This window comes from Bacillus pfraonensis (genome assembly GCF_050768835.1).
Classification (GTDB): Bacteria; Bacillota; Bacilli; order Bacillales; family Bacillaceae_G; genus Bacillus_A; species Bacillus_A pfraonensis.
Genome location: NZ_JAHCDO010000021.1, coordinates 1 through 16,092, shown reverse-complemented (window position 1 = coordinate 16,092; position 16,092 = coordinate 1). Strand labels below are relative to the sequence as shown.

The 16,092-nt window shown below is 34.8% G+C and carries 16 protein-coding genes and 1 pseudogene; 10 read left to right on the top strand and 7 right to left on the bottom strand.

Annotation, left to right across the window (positions count from 1 at the left end; genetic code table 11):
- Nucleotides 1-16 precede the first annotated feature (16 nt).
- From KFD70_RS19920 to KFD70_RS19910, 3 genes are all read left to right on the top strand, one after another.
- The gene (locus KFD70_RS19920; protein WP_336450691.1) at nt 17-385 is read left to right on the top strand and encodes a rhodanese-like domain-containing protein; all 369 of its coding nucleotides are present in this window, start codon (nt 17-19) and stop codon (nt 383-385) included.
- A gap of 14 nt (nt 386-399) precedes the next feature.
- Nucleotides 400-696 (top strand): rhodanese-like domain-containing protein, encoded by a 297-nt coding sequence (locus tag KFD70_RS19915; RefSeq protein WP_336450692.1) that lies wholly within the window; start codon nt 400-402, stop codon nt 694-696.
- An 86-nt stretch (nt 697-782) separates the two neighbouring features.
- Nucleotides 783-1,262, top strand: coding sequence for a DsrE/DsrF/DrsH-like family protein (locus KFD70_RS19910; RefSeq protein WP_336450693.1), 480 nt, complete (start codon nt 783-785; stop codon nt 1,260-1,262).
- A 64-nt stretch (nt 1,263-1,326) separates the two neighbouring features.
- Here KFD70_RS19910 and KFD70_RS19905 read toward each other — a convergent pair whose 3' ends face one another.
- Nucleotides 1,327-1,767, bottom strand: coding sequence for a hypothetical protein (locus KFD70_RS19905; RefSeq protein WP_336450694.1), 441 nt, complete (start codon nt 1,765-1,767; stop codon nt 1,327-1,329).
- A gap of 173 nt (nt 1,768-1,940) precedes the next feature.
- Complete coding sequence (locus tag KFD70_RS19900) at nt 1,941-3,281, bottom strand: LCP family protein (protein WP_336451009.1); 1,341 nt, start codon at nt 3,279-3,281, stop codon at nt 1,941-1,943.
- A gap of 340 nt (nt 3,282-3,621) precedes the next feature.
- Between KFD70_RS19900 and KFD70_RS19895 the strand changes: the two genes are divergently transcribed.
- Nucleotides 3,622-4,620, top strand: a complete 999-nt coding sequence (locus KFD70_RS19895; RefSeq protein WP_336450695.1) for a YhdH/YhfP family quinone oxidoreductase — start codon at nt 3,622-3,624, stop codon at nt 4,618-4,620.
- Between the two features lie 61 nt (nt 4,621-4,681).
- On the opposite strand, the gene KFD70_RS19890 is transcribed toward KFD70_RS19895, so the two are convergent.
- Nucleotides 4,682-6,337 carry a Na/Pi cotransporter family protein gene (locus KFD70_RS19890; RefSeq protein ID WP_336450696.1) on the bottom strand — a complete coding sequence of 552 codons (1,656 nt, stop codon included), beginning with the start codon at nt 6,335-6,337 and terminating at the stop codon, nt 4,682-4,684.
- Nucleotides 6,338-6,681: 344 nt separating this feature from the next.
- Here KFD70_RS19890 and KFD70_RS19885 point away from each other — a divergent pair, with 344 nt between their 5' ends.
- A complete protein-coding gene (locus KFD70_RS19885) occupies nt 6,682-7,113 on the top strand; it encodes a hypothetical protein (RefSeq protein WP_336450697.1) in 432 nt (143 codons plus the stop codon).
- 136 nt (nt 7,114-7,249) lie between these two features.
- Here the strand turns inward: KFD70_RS19885 and KFD70_RS19880 are convergent, their stop codons facing one another.
- The gene (locus tag KFD70_RS19880) at nt 7,250-8,452 is read right to left on the bottom strand and encodes an MFS transporter (RefSeq protein WP_336450698.1); all 1,203 of its coding nucleotides are present in this window, start codon (nt 8,450-8,452) and stop codon (nt 7,250-7,252) included.
- A 322-nt stretch (nt 8,453-8,774) separates the two neighbouring features.
- Between KFD70_RS19880 and KFD70_RS19875 the strand changes: the two genes are divergently transcribed.
- Entirely contained in the window at nt 8,775-9,863 is a 1,089-nt protein-coding gene (locus KFD70_RS19875; RefSeq protein WP_336450699.1) for a DUF871 domain-containing protein, read from the top strand.
- Nucleotides 9,864-10,201: 338 nt separating this feature from the next.
- Nucleotides 10,202-10,519, top strand: coding sequence for a YcxB family protein (locus KFD70_RS19870; protein ID WP_336450700.1), 318 nt, complete (start codon nt 10,202-10,204; stop codon nt 10,517-10,519).
- A 215-nt stretch (nt 10,520-10,734) separates the two neighbouring features.
- Here KFD70_RS19870 and KFD70_RS19865 read toward each other — a convergent pair whose 3' ends face one another.
- Genes KFD70_RS19865 through KFD70_RS19855 form a run of 3 tightly spaced genes read right to left on the bottom strand, consistent with a single transcriptional unit; the run spans nt 10,735 to nt 13,699 of the window.
- Complete coding sequence (locus KFD70_RS19865; protein ID WP_420792328.1) at nt 10,735-11,898, bottom strand: ABC transporter permease; 1,164 nt, start codon at nt 11,896-11,898, stop codon at nt 10,735-10,737.
- 26 nt (nt 11,899-11,924) lie between these two features.
- Nucleotides 11,925-12,599, bottom strand: coding sequence for an ABC transporter ATP-binding protein (locus KFD70_RS19860; RefSeq protein ID WP_336450702.1), 675 nt, complete (start codon nt 12,597-12,599; stop codon nt 11,925-11,927).
- Nucleotides 12,596-13,699, bottom strand: a complete 1,104-nt coding sequence (locus KFD70_RS19855; RefSeq protein WP_336450703.1) for an efflux RND transporter periplasmic adaptor subunit — start codon at nt 13,697-13,699, stop codon at nt 12,596-12,598. Before KFD70_RS19855 ends, KFD70_RS19860 begins: the two co-directional genes overlap by 4 nt.
- A gap of 94 nt (nt 13,700-13,793) precedes the next feature.
- Between KFD70_RS19855 and KFD70_RS19850 the strand changes: the two are divergent.
- From KFD70_RS19850 to KFD70_RS19840, 3 genes and pseudogenes are all read left to right on the top strand, one after another.
- Nucleotides 13,794-13,973, top strand: a pseudogene (locus KFD70_RS19850) (YwaF family protein); the annotation flags it as partial.
- A gap of 99 nt (nt 13,974-14,072) precedes the next feature.
- A complete protein-coding gene (locus tag KFD70_RS19845; protein WP_336450704.1) occupies nt 14,073-14,933 on the top strand; it encodes an ABC transporter permease subunit in 861 nt (286 codons plus the stop codon).
- Nucleotides 14,934-14,936: 3 nt separating this feature from the next.
- On the top strand, nt 14,937-15,935 hold the full coding sequence (locus KFD70_RS19840; protein WP_336450705.1) for an ABC transporter permease: 999 nt from the start codon (nt 14,937-14,939) through the stop codon (nt 15,933-15,935).
- The last annotated feature ends 157 nt before the right edge of the window (nt 15,936-16,092 follow it).

The following is a 16,092-nucleotide window of genomic DNA, read 5'->3' as shown; positions in this document are numbered from 1 at the left end:
TTGGAGGAGATGGCGGATGAGTGCAAATGTAGTATTCAATATCATTTTAACTATACTTATTGCTTCGTTTATCATTTCTCGCTTTTTACCGGTTAAGGGTGTTAAAAATATAAGTGGGAAAGAGCTCAAAGGTTTACTTCATAAAAAGAATAAACAATTGATTGATGTTCGCACACAAGGTGAATTTAGAGGGCATCACATTCAAGGATTCCGAAATATCCCATTAAATGAGTTAGTACAAAAAGCGAGTCGTTTAGATAAAAGTAAAGAAGTAATAGTGATTTGTCAAAGTGGAATGAGAAGTAAACGCGCAGTAAAAATGCTAAAGAAATTAGGCTTTCAACATATTACGAATGTTTCGGGTGGTATAAATGCTTGGAATTAAGGAGGAAATGACAAATGAAAGAAATGACAGCCAAAGAATTAGAAAATAAATTAATGAATCATGAAGTATTAAATATGATCGATGTTCGTGAAGTAGAAGAAGTAGAGGAAGGGAAAATTCCAGGAGCTCTTCATATTCCACTTGGGTTATTAGAATTTCGCATGCATGAACTAGATAAAAGTAAAGAATATATTATGGTATGTCGCTCTGGTGGGAGAAGTTCACGAGCTGCTCAGCTTTTAGAGAGCAATGGTTTCCATGTTATAAATATGACTGGCGGTATGTTAGAGTGGGAAGGTAAAACAGAATAATACGGTACGATGAAAAGTTTTTTAATAAAGGATTTTGTACATTTCCCAAAATACCCATATGGGTATTTTGGGGGGGAGGAGTTAACATGGAGAATCAGAAAAAAACAACAATTGTCTTATTTAGTGGAGATTATGATAAAGCGATGGCAGCTTATATTATTGCAAACGGTGCAGCAGCGTATGATCAAGAAGTAACGATTTTTCATACATTTTGGGGGTTAAATGCACTCAGGAAAGATGAACATGTACACGTAAAGAAAAATTTCTTAGAGAGAATGTTTGGAAAGATGATGCCTCGCGGAGCAAATCAGATGGGATTATCCAAAATGAATTTTGCTGGCATGGGCCCTAAAATGATTAAGCACGTTATAAAAAAGCATAATGCTATGTCGCTGCCAGATTTAATTGATATGGCAAAAGAACAAGGTGTTAAGCTTGTAGCTTGTCAAATGACAGTAGATTTATTGGGGTTAAAAGAAGAAGAAATCATGGAAGATGCCGAGTTTGCTGGTGTGGCAGCTTATTTAGCAGATGCTTCTGATGGAAATGTGAATCTATTTATTTAATAAGTAAATAAATTCCTTAAGAAAAAACGATGAACGCCACTGGAGAACCAGTGGCGTTCAATGATTAAGCCCAAATAAGCTTCATCAAACTTTCATATTCATCATTTGCAGCTTTATATAATAGTCTCGTATGTTCAAATACAAGGGCAGGATTAAAATATGGTTCTGTAAATACAAGGGACGTTGAAATGTCGATTGAATCATTTTTACTAATTGTGAATTTTGCGAATCGATATGCTGTATTTAACTCGTTGATTACATGTAACAATTCGCTTTTCTTAGCTGCATCATGAACTTGAGCGACATTGAAGCAATATATATCGACAGTAGGATGCTCGTTATGAAAGGCAGCGATAAGACGAACTTTTGCACCGCTCTCTGTTTCTAAGTTTACTGAAAAAAATACGGAACCATCATTTTCATCTATGTTTTCTTCCATATGTATTTCATTGGATTTTAGGTAATCTTTAAAGTCTGAAACGTTATGTTTTACTGCGGCTTTCATAGGTTTTTGCCCCCTGTTAATTAGAATATATATCTATCCTTTATTATAATTTAAAGATATGGAAATTGATAGTTGAAAAGTTAGAATTTTTAATATTTTAGAGGGTCTTTGCAGATAGAAGTTTATAAAAAGAGAAGAAACCCAGCTCTATCTCCATAAAGCTGGGTTTCTTATTAATTTTCATCCGATGTAGTTTCTGTATCTGTGTCTTCATCGTTATTGTTATTTTTTTTGTTAGTAGAGTTGTTAGTTGTATCTTTTGTTTTTTCATTCGATGTAGTTTCTGTATCTATGTCTTCATTGTTACTGTTATTTTTTTTGTTAGTAGAATTGTTAGTTGTATCTTTTGTTTTTTCATTCGATGTAGTTTCTGTATCTATGTCTTCATTGTTACTGTTATTTTTTTTGTTAGTTGTATCTTTCGTTTTCTTTTTGTCTTCTTTATCACTAGAATTAACTTTCTTATACTCAGGTAGTCCTAGATGAGTACGCAGTTGATTTGTTAGATTTGTTAGGTCTTTTTCATCTGGTTGGTAGTAATATGTTCTTCCATCACCAGCAGAACGACTACATGTATCATCACCTTTTGCCATGTAACAGTCTGAACCATTGATTTGTAATTTTTCAATTGAAGAATCTGAACCGTATTTATAGAATGATAACATATCGTCAAATGTTAGGTTTGTAACAAATTGTCCATTAATATCATCAATAATACTTCCTACTTTTGTTACAGAGTCAACGCTTGTTACTTTTTTCAAAATGGCCTCGATAACAAGTTGTTGACGTTGACCGCGCATTGCATCACTATCAATGTGGCGTGTTCTAGCAAGAGCAAGAGCTTCTTCACCGTTTAATTTTTGAACACCTTTTTTCAAGTGGATTGCTTCTGCATTATCGTTGCTATCTTGTTCAGTAAATTCAACAGGAACATCTACTTTAATGCCACCTAAATCATCTACAATTTTCATAAATGATTTAAAGTTGAATTTTACAAAGTAATCAACAGGAACATGGAGTAATTTTTCTACCGCATCAATACTAGCTTGTGGTCCACCATCTTTTCCATTTTTAGCAGAACCATATGCATGTGCATGTGTAATTTTATCCATTTTCTTTTCTATTGGGATATAAGTATATGTGTCTCGCGGAATGCTTAAAAGTTTAACAGTTTTACTATCTTTATTAAACGTTGCAAGTAACATTGCATCTGTTCTTATGGCACCACCGTATTCTTTACTACGTACATCGCTTTCATCAACGCCCATTATTAATACAGATACATTATTGGTAATAGGTTTAACAGCTTTATCACGTAAATTTGATTTATCACCGCGTGCTAAATCGTGAGCGGCATTTCGAACAGCAGAGGATGCTTTATTTACTAGAAACCAAGTATACCCGCCTCCTATTATTAAAAATAATAAAAGGACACTTATGATAACTTTTGTTTTTTTCTTTCCTTTTTTATTATTATTTCGTGTATTTTCTTGCAAGGATGGGTTTTGATCCATTTCATATACTCCTTCATTTGGATTGAAATACGACACTCATATCACCTAATTATAATGAAATTTGGCGAAAAAGAACATTACAAATCATTTACATTTCGCAAAAATTCAATTTATTTTACAAAAAGTCAGATTTTTCGACTCTTTGTAAAGCGAATTTTAGGGAGTTGAACGATAGAACAAGTATAATTTGTTGTATTGGAAATAGAAATATATATTATGAGAAAATAGTAAAGAAGTAAGATTTGTTGAAATATGTTCAAAAGGGCGATTATATCACTTTCTATAAATTTAATATAATGAAGTAAAAGAACGCTTGTTAGGAGTAAAGGAGATAGGCATAATGAATCATACATCGTTTCGAGCAATTCTTGTAAATGAGAAGGAAGAAAATCAATTTGAAAGAACCTTGGTTGAGAGAGAGATAAACGATTTACCAGAAGGAGAAGTACTAATACGTGTTCGCCATTCTTCATTAAATTATAAAGATGCTCTTTCAGCTACTGGGAATAGAGGAGTTACAAGGAAATATCCACATACTCCTGGAATTGATGCAGCAGGAGAAGTGATTAGTAGTCAAGATCCTTCTTTTAAAACAGGAGATCAAGTAATTGTAACAGGGCATGATTTAGGAATGAATACATCTGGTGGATTTGGTCAGTATATTCGTGTCCCTGGATCATGGGTTGTACCGTTACCAGAAGGGCTGTCATTGAAAGAAAGTATGATGTATGGAACAGCAGGATTTACAGCTGCTTTGTCTGTACACAAATTAATTACAGCAGGGATTACACCTGATATGGGAAGAATTCTTGTTACAGGAGCAACAGGGGGAGTTGGAAGTGTTGCAGTTAGCATTTTAGCAAGGTTAGGATATGATGTCGTAGCTGCGACTGGGAAAACGGAAGAGAAAGAAATGTTATTTCATTTAGGTGCAAAAGAGATGATTCATCGCGATGAAATAAATGATCAATCGGGAAAACCGATGTTAAAAGGAATATATGCTGGTGTGATTGATACAGTTGGTGGAAGTACGTTAGCAACTGCTTTAAAAGTAGTTCAATATGGTGGAAGTGTAACGACGTGTGGGAACGTTGCAGGACATGAATTTAAAACGTCTGTATATCCATTTATCCTGCGTAGTATTAATCTGTTAGGAATAGATTCTGTACAATGTCCAATGATAGTAAGAAAGCAGATTTGGTCAATGCTAGGGGATGAGTGGAAGAATTTAGACTTATTACCTTATACGGCAGAATGCACATTAGAAGAAGTAAATGATAAATTTGAACTTATATTGCAAGGGAAGTTAAAGGGAAGAACGATAGTGAATGTATTATAGTATCGTATGTATAGGACATGATATAGAAAAAGACGACCTTATCAAGGTCGTCTTTTTTGTATTATAGAGTTTGTTTTAAAGCAAACTTCCCTTGTTCTCCTAAAACGCCATCTGCAATATTTACAGCATGGTCGCCGATACGCTCTAAGTTACTTACCATATCAACATAAATAATGCTTGCATCACCTGAGCAACTACGTTCATTTAGACGTAGTACGTGGCGTTTACGTAATACACGTTCCATTTGGTCAATTTTACGTTCTTTTGTAATGACTGTTTGTGCAAGTTCAGTATCAAAGTTTGTTAAAGCATTAATTGCATCTTGCAGTGTTGAAGTTGTTAGTTCAAGCATTTCGTTTAGTTCTGCCATTGCTTCCTCTGATAGTGTAACGCGATTAGAAATTTGGGAGTCAACAAGCTCCACAACATTTTCTACATGGTCTCCAACTCGTTCAATATCTCCGACAACAGATGCTAAGACAGAATGTTTTTCTGAATCCATTGGTGAAAGTGGTTTTTCAGAAAGTAGTACTAAATAATCGGTAATTTTTCTATCTAAGTTGTTAATAGCGCCTTCTAATTGTGCTGCCATATCAGCATGTTTCTTTTCTTTTGTATTTAAAAATAGAGTTGCTTCTTTTAGTCCGTGTAATGAGAACTCTGCCATACGAATAATTTCTTTTTGTGCCTCTGTTAAGGCAATGGCAGGAGATTGTTCAATAAAGATTGGATTTAAGTGCTGCGGTTTAAAGTCAATAGAAGCATCTTCACCGCGAATAATTTTTGTTACAATCCATGCTAACACTGCAATGAATGGGAACTGAATAATCGCATTCGTTACATTAAATGTTCCATGTGCAAAAGCAATTGTCATTTCTGGATTTAAATTTAATGATGTTTGGAAATATTGAATCAAATTTGTAAATGGTACTAATAAAATTGTAAAGATAATTGTACCAACTATGTTAAAGATAACGTGTACTAATGCTGCTCGTCTTGCTGCAATAGAAGTACCAATCGCTGCTAATACAGCGGTAATTGTTGTACCGATATTATCACCAAATAGTACAGGTAAAGCAGCTTTTAAATCAATTGCACCTTGGCCAAATAACTCTTGTAGGATCCCGATTGTTGCACTTGAGCTTTGTACAATTAATGTAAATACTGTACCTACGATAACGCCTAAGATTGGGCTGTTACTCATGCTAACAGTTAATTCTTGGAATGATTCTAGAGAGCGCAGCGGCTTCATACCTGTGCTCATTAATTCTAAACCGAAGAATAACATACCAAATCCGAAAATGACTTGTCCAAGAGAGTGTACTTTTTTATTTTTAAAGAAGAATAGTAAGATTGCTCCAACTGCCATAATTGGAAGAGCATATTCTCCAATTTTAATTCCAATAATAAATGCTGTAACGGTTGTACCAATGTTAGCACCCATAATAACACCAATTGCTTGTCTTAGTGTCATAAATCCAGCACTTACAAGTCCGACTGTTAAAGCGGTTGTTCCTGAGCTAGATTGAATCAGTATGGTAACTAACATACCTGCTAGTACGCCCATAAGTGGGTTAGTTGTAAAACGATCGAGAATGTCACGTAGGCGATCACCAGCTGCTTGTTGCAGTCCGTCCCCCATGTACTTAATCCCGAATAAGAAAATACCTAATCCACCAATAAACTGGAAGATCATGTCTTGAACATTAAATTCCACACATTTCACTCCTTAAATTTCATGTACGGTGTAATTATTAACTAAAATTTGAGGTGATGTAAATGATATCAATGCAAACTTTACATTAAATTTACAAAGCTTTAAAAAATTTACGTAACCTTAAAAAAAGACCGTTTACATTATGGAGAATTATAGTTTAAATGTAATGTTATTCTGTACAATTTACCTGTAATAGTCATAGTATTTGTATGTATGAGATGAGAATATGCACGGAACAAAAAAAGTGGAATTTAACGGTAGGTATGTAAAGAATGAAAGTAGAAATTTCATTTTAGAAAAGCGATTTAATTGTAAGTACATATATATAATTGGAGGGGGAAATTGTGTTAGATAAAATAAATGGTTATTTATTGGCGATGGAACAGGTTAATCATATGACGAATCATGGATATACTTTTCAGTTTCATGAAATAGTGAAACAAGATACGATTCTTGCCACTATTCAAACATATTTTGAGAGAGAGTATCACAGTCATGAAATATGTAATAATTATGAAGAACGATTACAAGAAGTATTAGATCGATGGTTTTTTGAAAGAGAGTTTTATTTAAAATATGATAATCAAATGTTACATGAGGTAGAGAAAGACAATAGGGTTCAAACATTTCTTGAGCTATTAGTCTCATTTTTTGATGGAAGACACGTAATTACGTATGAAGTCCAAAGTGATTACGATTGGTACGTCAGTGCAGAGCATTTTGTATTTGAATTGGAGGATAAAGTGTATGTATTGGAATTTGGAGTAAATGATTGAGCAACTATTTAGGAATATGTACATTTGAAATCATATAGATAAAGTGAAGGCTAATAATCAGTGGTAGACGAAGCCCCACTGATTATTAGTCGTCTTACTGCCCGCAAATAGAGGGATAACATGAAAAGCTGCTGAATCATCCAGCAGCTTTCTCATGTTTTTTATCCAGTCGTTTTTGCTTTCGTACATTTGTAATGTAAATAAAAAGAAACGCGATCAGTAACACAGAGGAATAGCGATATACAGTTGCATAGTCTGTAAAGTGTGCGATGAATCCAAAGATAATGGCTCCGGCTCCAATTCCAAGATCAAATGCAGAAAAGAATGTTGCAGTAGCAACGCCGCGGCGATGAGGATCTACACGGTCAATCATCCATGCTTGTAAGGCGGGCTGAATAGCGCCGAATCCACTTCCGTAACAGCTTGCTGCAATTATTAAACTTGGTATTGTTGTTGTATATGATAATAGGATAATGCCTGCAAATGTTAAAATAACACCGGGAATAATAACAAATGCATGACCTTTTACATCGTATAGTCTTCCGGAGAAGGGACGTGTTACTGCGATGGCAAGGGCATTAAATAAGAAGAAAAGGCTAATATCAGTAATACCAACTTGCGTAGCAAATAACGTGATAAAGCTACCGATCCCTCCATACATTAATGTAATACATAATATTAATAATGAAGGAAGTAAAGCTTTCTTTTCGATAAATCCATCTAAAAATGTTTCGTGTGCTTGGTGAATTGGTTTTTCAGTTGCTTGAATTTTGAGTAATTTTGTTAATAGTAATGAAACTACTGTGCAAGATAGTGCACATAAAAAAAGAATCGTAAAGTTATAAGTTTGCATAAGCCACAGTCCGATAAGAGGGCCAAGTGCCATAGCGATCGTTCCAGAGAGCCCAAAATACCCCATACCCTCACCACGTCGGGCTGCTGGAATTAAGTAGGAGACTACAGTCCCATATGTTGTAGTGGTAATTCCAAAACCAGCTCCGTGTAAAATACGAACAGCAAGAAGAAGGAAGACAGTAGAGGCAAATAGGTAGCTGCCCATGGCAAGTAGGCAAATGGCAGTACCAGTCATTAAAATGAGCTTTTTACTAAATTTTTGTAGTGCATTTCCGGTGAGTGGCCGAATAATTAAAGCCGCCACAGTAAACATTCCAACAACAAATCCGATGTTTGAACTCGTACCACCAATTTCTTTCACGTAAACAGGCAGTGTTGGGATTAACATTTGAAATCCTAAAAACATACATAAGTTAGCGAAAATAAGCGCAATAAATTCTTTTGTCCATAATGGTTCTCGTTTTACGAGTGCTGCTTCTCCCATATATTCATCCCCTAAAATTTTTTCTCTGTTCTTTCGAGTATATGTAGTGGTCAATGTAACAGTCAAGAAAGGTGAACTGAAATGGTATAACAATTTTCCTGGGTAAAAAAATTTACAAATTTGTGTAAATACTACACAAATGTTATCAAAAAAGGTAAAGTATAGATGTATAGTCTGCTAGTTGTTATGATTGATAGAGAAATGTTTCTCTAAAAAGAAAGCGGATTCAAATAAATGGTGAAGTAGAAGAGAGTTTCTACTACTTTACTACATATATTTGAAAAGGTTTACAAAATGATGATGAAGAAAGAGGCGTATACGCATGAGACGATTAGGTATTTCTATTTATCCAGAACATTCTACAGTAGAGAAAGATAAGGAATATTTAACATTAGCACATCAATATGGTTTTACACGTGTATTTACATGTTTATTATCAGTAGATGGAGAAAAAGAGAAAATTGTGAAAGAGTTTAAGGAAACGGTTTCGCATGCAAATAAATTAGGTTTCCAAGTACTTGTTGATATTAGTCCAGCTGTTTTTGAACAACTTGGAATTTCTTATAACGACCTTTCATTCTTCCATGAATTAGGTGCGTATGGTATTCGTCTAGATGTTGGTTTCTCGGGATTAGAAGAGTCGATTATGACATATAACCCATATGGATTAAAAATTGAGATTAATATGAGTAACGGTACGAAATACGTTGATAATATTATGAGTCATCGTCCGAACCGTGAAAATTTAATTGGTTGCCATAACTTTTATCCGCATCGTTATTCCGGTCTTTCTTATAATCATTTTATAAAATGCTCAAAACAATTTAAAGATTACGGCATGAGAACGGCTGCTTTTATTACATCATTTGATGCGACATATGGTCCATGGCCGGTAACGGAAGGATTATGTACACTTGAACAACATCGTGAATTGCCAATGACAACGCAGGCGAAACATTTATTTGCAACAGAATTAATCGATGATGTAATTATTGCGAATGCATATGCATCAGAAGAAGAATTAAAAGCGCTTGGAGAAGTAAATAAAGAAAAGCAAACGTTTGATGTAGAGATTTATGAAACGACAACAGAATTAGAGAAAAAAATTGTATTAGAAGAGCCACATTTTTATCGCGGGGATGTGTCTGAATATATGATTCGTTCTACACAAAGTCGTGTGAAATATAAAAAAGAAGAGTTTAAACCTCATCATACAAGACCAATTAAACGTGGTGATCTTCTTATTGATAATGAACAATATGGTCAATATAAAGGGGAATTACAAATTGCTTTAAAAGATATGGTGAATACAGGGAAAACAAATGTGGTTGGTCGTGTTGTAGAAGAAGAAATTTTCTTATTGGATTATTTACAAGCTTGGGATAAATTTGGATTTGCATTAAAGAAATAATAGGTTGATATGTATGAAGCCATCATGTATACATGATGGCTTTTTTGTCGAGAAAAATCTAGAGGAACGTAAGTATCTAAATGATATAATAGAGGGAACTTTTAGAAGGGAATGGGGGAAATGCAAGTAGAATATATGTTAACGGAACAAGATTTTATAGCATTTAATCTGCATTATGCAAAGCATTCTAAAACAGTAAAGCGTTCTTTATTTCTTCAACGTTATATTGTAGCTATTATTTTTTTGCTGTTCCACTTAGTACTTTTTTGTTAGGACCACCAGGTCAAGTATATACGGAGCTACCTGTTATTTTTTTTCTAGCAGGGGTGATATGGATCGTGTTCTATCCTATGTATTTCTATAACCATATCGAAAGAAATATTAAGAAGATGCTTCGAGAAGGAAGTTATAGCAATTTACTAGGTAAGCACAATTTACAAATAATAGATGAGGGAATTATTGAAACAAACAGTGGTGGAGAGACAAAGCGGAATTGGAAAGGGATCGAGAAGGTAGAAGAAAATGAGGCATACATTTTTATTTATGTGAGCTCAATGAGTGCAAATATTGTTCCTAAAACTGCCTTTGCCCGCGAGAATAGTAAGAGTGAGTTTATGAGAAAATTGCAAGTCGGTATGGAATCTTCAGGTATATAATTTGGATTGTGTAGATTAGTAAATGAAATTTTATCGGCGATTTTTCAAATATATCGACCATTCCTTACAATATATCGGCGCAAATTCGAATATATCGGCGATTCGACAAAGGATATCGACTAGCCGGCAAATAACGACAAAAAACAAGAGTCTACTGGCTCTTGTTTTCCAATACGTTGTAAAAAAGGTTGCCCATTATAAGGCAACCTTTTCTATTATTCATATCGTAAGCATTCAATTGGATCCAGTTTCGCAGCTTTGTTAGCTGGTAGTAACCCGAATAGGATACCGATTAACATAGATAATGCTACTGAGATTAAACCTAATTTTACAGAAACAACAAGTGGCCATCCGGCAAAGATTGCGACAATCCAAGCGAAGAAAATACCAAGCAAGAAGCCGATAAATCCGCCTAATGCTGTTAAAATACAAGATTCAATAAGGAATTGCATTAATACTTTCCCTCGCGTTGCACCAAGTGCTTTACGAATACCGATTTCACGCGTACGTTCTGTTACAGAAACGAGCATGATATTCATAACACCGATACCACCAACAAGTAGTGAAATAGCGGCAATACCACCGAATACGCTTTTTAATATGCCTGTAAAGCTATCGATTTCTTTTAACATTTCTTGTGGGTCTGGTACTTCAAATTTCCCTGTATGCTCTGGTTTTTTTGCATCATTTAATGATTTTACAACTGCATCTTGCACAGTTTCCTTATCTTGACCTGGAGCAATTTTTACTGTTAAGCCGTCATAATTATTTTTCCCAAATAGAACAGGCCAGTTTTCTGCGGAGATAGCACCTTCTTTAAATTCCATGCCACCCATCATTGCTGTTGATTTAGTAGAATATACACCAATTACTTTATAGGGCGTACCTTTTATATCAACATACAAGTTTGATTCCCATGAAGAGAATAATTTATTAAATGCATCTTTGTGTAATACGATTGTATGCCCAGGCTTATCTAAATCAGCGGCAGTGAACAATTTGCCGTGTTCTAGTTTGAAGCGGGATGTATCTTCAAAGTAATCGCCTTTTACACCAGTTATATCAATATCTAATTCCTTTTTCCCTGCATACACTTTTTCTTTGCCTCTAACATCTGGGTACACATCTTGAACACCGGAAATTTTGGAGACATCGTCATACATACTAGCGGAAATTTTTCCATCCATATCAGAATAATCTTCTGTTCTATAGTTCACTGAAAACTGATCTTTCTTTTCATTACCGATTTGTTCACGGAACTTTGCATTTGTTCCGTCTCCGATTGAGATGATGGTAATAATGGCGCTAACCCCAATTATAATCCCCAGCATCGTTAATACAGAACGCATCTTATGTGCGAAGATGGAGGAAAGGGCCATGCGTATATTTTCATTTGTGTTCAAAATTAACCTCTCCAATCTTGGACGATATTTCCGTCACGAATTACAATTTGGCGTGCTGCCGCTTCCCCAATTTCACGGTCATGGGTAATCATAATGATTGTTGAGCCTTGTTTGTTTAATTCGTAAAAGAGGTCCATAATTTGTTTGCTTGTTTTTGTATCAAGTGCACCAGTTGGTTCATCGGCTAAAATGAACTTTGGATTATTTACAATGGCGCGAGCAACGGCAACACGCTGTTTTTGTCCACCAGATAATTCGTTTGGTAAATGTGTTGCGCGGTCTGCTAAACCTACTTTTGTTAGTGCAGCCAGCGCCCGTTCACGTCGTTCTTTTTTATCTACCCCTGCGTAGATAAGTGGTAACTCTACATTTTGCAGCGCATTAAGACGAGGAAGCAGCATAAAGTTTTGGAATACAAATCCAATTTCTTTATTACGAATATGAGCTAACTCCGTTTCAGACATATTTGAAATGTTCTGTCCAGCTAACGAATACGTTCCACTTGTTGGTTTATCTAAGCAACCGATAATATTCATTAATGTTGATTTACCAGATCCAGATGGTCCCATAATAGAAGTGAATTCGCCTTGATTTAGCGTTACATCAATACCGTGTAAGATTTGCACTGTTTCTTCACCGTTTTGAAAGGATTTCGTGATGCCTTTTAAGTCAATCATTGGGCATTAACCTCCATGCCATCTTTTAAGTCTTTTTCTGGTTTAGAGATGATTTGGTCACCTTTTTTTACGCCAGATACTTTTGCTTCGCTATCTGTTTCAAATTCAACAGTAACTGCTTGTTCTTTTGCTTTCCCATCTTTCACGATGAATACAATGTTTTTATCACCTTTTTTCACAATGCTACTTTTTGGAACCACTGTACCAGTTGCTTCGCCAGACTTGCTTGTTACGTATACGTGGAATCCCGTTTGCAGTTCTTCATTATTATCTAATGTAACGATAAATTGATAGTTAGAAACGGTTTTGTTTTCATCCATGCTTTTTACTGGTGTTGTACCGATTTCTGTGACTTTTCCAGTCCATGTTTTTCCTGGTACCGTTTTTGATGTGACAGTTACTTCTTGCCCAATTTTTACGTTAGCTAGTTCATATTCTGATAGCTGTCCTTTTACTTTTAATGGACCAGCGTGACGAATTGTAATACCGCTCATACCTGTTTTTTCGTCTGCATTTTTTGTAATATCATCAATTACGCCATCAACAGGACTTGTTACAGAAAGAGTAGTTAATTTCTCTTTGCTTGTTTGAATCATTTGATCAGCTTTTTCAACCTCAAATTTTTTCATTTCAAGCTGTGATTCAAGCTGTGCGATTTCAGTTTCTGTTGCTTTTAGCATTTCAGTAGGCGCACCAGCGTTTTTATCTTTTTGTAATTTTTGTTTTGCTGCATTTAGTTGTTTGTTTAATAATTCTACTTCTTTATTCGCAAGTTTTTTTTGCATTTCTGCTTCCGTTACACCTAATTTCATAGTAGGGTCATTGTATTTAAAGAGTAGCTGTCCTTTTTTGACTTCATCGCCTTTTTTTACAGCTAGTTCATATGTTCCTTTTGATGGATCAAATGCGATTGTTTCAATTCCATTTGGAATAACTTCACCGCCAAATTTTTGTGCATTTTCAATTTGTTTTTCTGTTACTTTATAACTGCTGTATGCCATAGCTACGTCAGAACCGCCACCAGCAAAAGCAAAATATGAACCTGCTGCAATCCCAATAGCTACTACACTCGTAATTAACACTTTATTTTTCTTTTTCATTTATTTATCACCTTTTCGTTCGTTTTTGGTATCTGTTTTTAGTATAGAAGAGAAGGAAAATATGACAAATCGTTTTAGCTTACAATAACATTACAGTTTTGTAAGGTTGGCGCATAAACCAGAAACAGCTTCATTACTTGATATGTTAGGTCCACATCCATACTATAGTTATAGTATTTCATTGGAAATCGCTGTGTTTATAGGATGTTTATTACTTTATATGCCGTTTGCTAGAAATGAGAAACATATGCATAAAGAATCACTAGAATCATAAGTTAGTGATTCTTTTTTGTAGCAAATATTTACAATTTTCAAAAAAGTTTATAAAATAAAACGGAATAGAATGGAAATTTGTATAGAGAGAAGGGGGAAAATGGCAAGAAGGGTCATTTCAAATGGAGTAGAGGTTACAGTGCAATTTATTCTTTCTGTCATCGGAATTATTTGTTTAGGTGCTCTTCCAAAATTATTTGAAGGGTTAAATATTAACTTTTCGCAGTATGTACAGGCTTTAAAGATGTCAGTTATGAAGCTGATAGATGTTCCAAACTTAACGTATGGGATGAATCGGCCGTTATTTCCGCAACTATTTATTCATTACAAAGAAACGATGATTATTTTTTTAGCTTCATTTTTTATTTCATTATGTATAGCTTTCTGCATTGTGTATATGATGATGAGAAGTCGTTTGCATATACAGCGTCGCATGAAATCATTTCTGCTTTTTCTTGAGTCCATTCCAGACATTCTTCTTATTATCGGATCACAAATTCTTGTCGTATGGTTTTTTCAAAAGACAGGTTTTTTACCTGTTAAAATTGCTGGGCTAAGAGGAGAGTCTATTCGGGGCTTACCTATTATTTGTTTAAGTATTCCCACTACAATTATGTTTGTAAAGCTATTACTCCTTCGTTTTGAAACAGAATTAGAAAAAGATTATGTGTTATTTGCACGGGCGAAAGGGTTTGATCGCTTTTATATTTTAAATCGCCATGTATTGCGGAATGTGTTGCTTAGTACATTGTTTTTTGCGAAAACAAATATTTGGTTTATGTTATCAAATTTGTATATTATAGAATGGCTTTTTAACACACATGGTATTTTTGTATTCATTAAAAATTATCAACCGGTTGAAGTTTTTACAGTGAGTATCTTACTTATTTATATCCCGATCTTTATTCTATTTAAGTCGTTTCATTATTTCGTTCCAGATGCGATGAAAGAGAGGGCATAAGAGATGTGGAAATATATAAAGCGCGATAAAAAGTTTTGGTTTAGTATTTTATTTCTTGTCGTGTTAGTTGGACTTAGCATTGGGAATACGTTATGGAATGGAGGACATATTCGCCAAGTTTCAATACAATATGATGCGCAAGGAAATGTAGAAGCTCCACCATTTGCGCCTTCATGGCAATTTTTACTTGGTACAGATCGAAAAGGTTATGATTTGTTAAATCTAGTTATTGAAGGAGCAAAGTGGACCATTGGTATATCCGTTTTTATTGCGATGATACGGATGGCTTTAGGTGTCTTTTTTGGTGTTATATTAGGGACATATGTAAAAAGAGGGTTTTCAAAAATTGAAGCGTTTTTTGATAGTTTTACAGTGATTCCAACCGTTATGATTGCGTATTTTTTTCTTCAGTTTGCAACTAGTTTTGCCAATGGAGAGGAGACGACCAGTTTTTTTGAGAGAGCATCCTTTCAAGTCATATTGCTTGTTATCCTGGCAGTTCCGACAATTTCTCTTTATGTTGCAAATGAAGTGCGGAAATTACGAAAGGAAGAGTTTGTAGATGCTGCTCGTATATTAGGCGGAAGTAGACGGCGTATTATTGTGAAACATTTGTTTCCGCACTTATATATGACATTTGTACTTGTATTGATGCAGCAGTTTATTCAAACGCTTATTATCTTTCTTCACCTAGGATTGCTTCAAGTATTTTTTGGAGGGACAGTGAGTTTTGGGCCAATTGAGGTAGATTCTTACACACACGAATGGTCTGGTTTAATTGGCGTATATTTTCGTTCTCTAATAGTACATCCATGGATTCCGCTCGTACCAATTACTTTTTTTGGACTCACTATTTTCTCAGGAAACATGATTGTAAGAAGTATAGAGGATGCGATAACAAAAGTGAGATTAGGAGAAATGAAAAAAGACGAGGAAGTAGAAGAGGTGAAATCTATTTCGCTTCCTAAAGAAGAGTTATTTACATTTAAACATACGATGTAAAGAGCCTAGGAAATGATATTATCCCCTTTAGGTAGACAGTGTAAAAAAGACCATGTATACAGATGGATGTTACACTATTACTTGGAGGGGATTTTTTATGGTAAAAAAAGGTACAACATTTAATACATACTCAAATGAGATAAAGTTATCAGCTGTT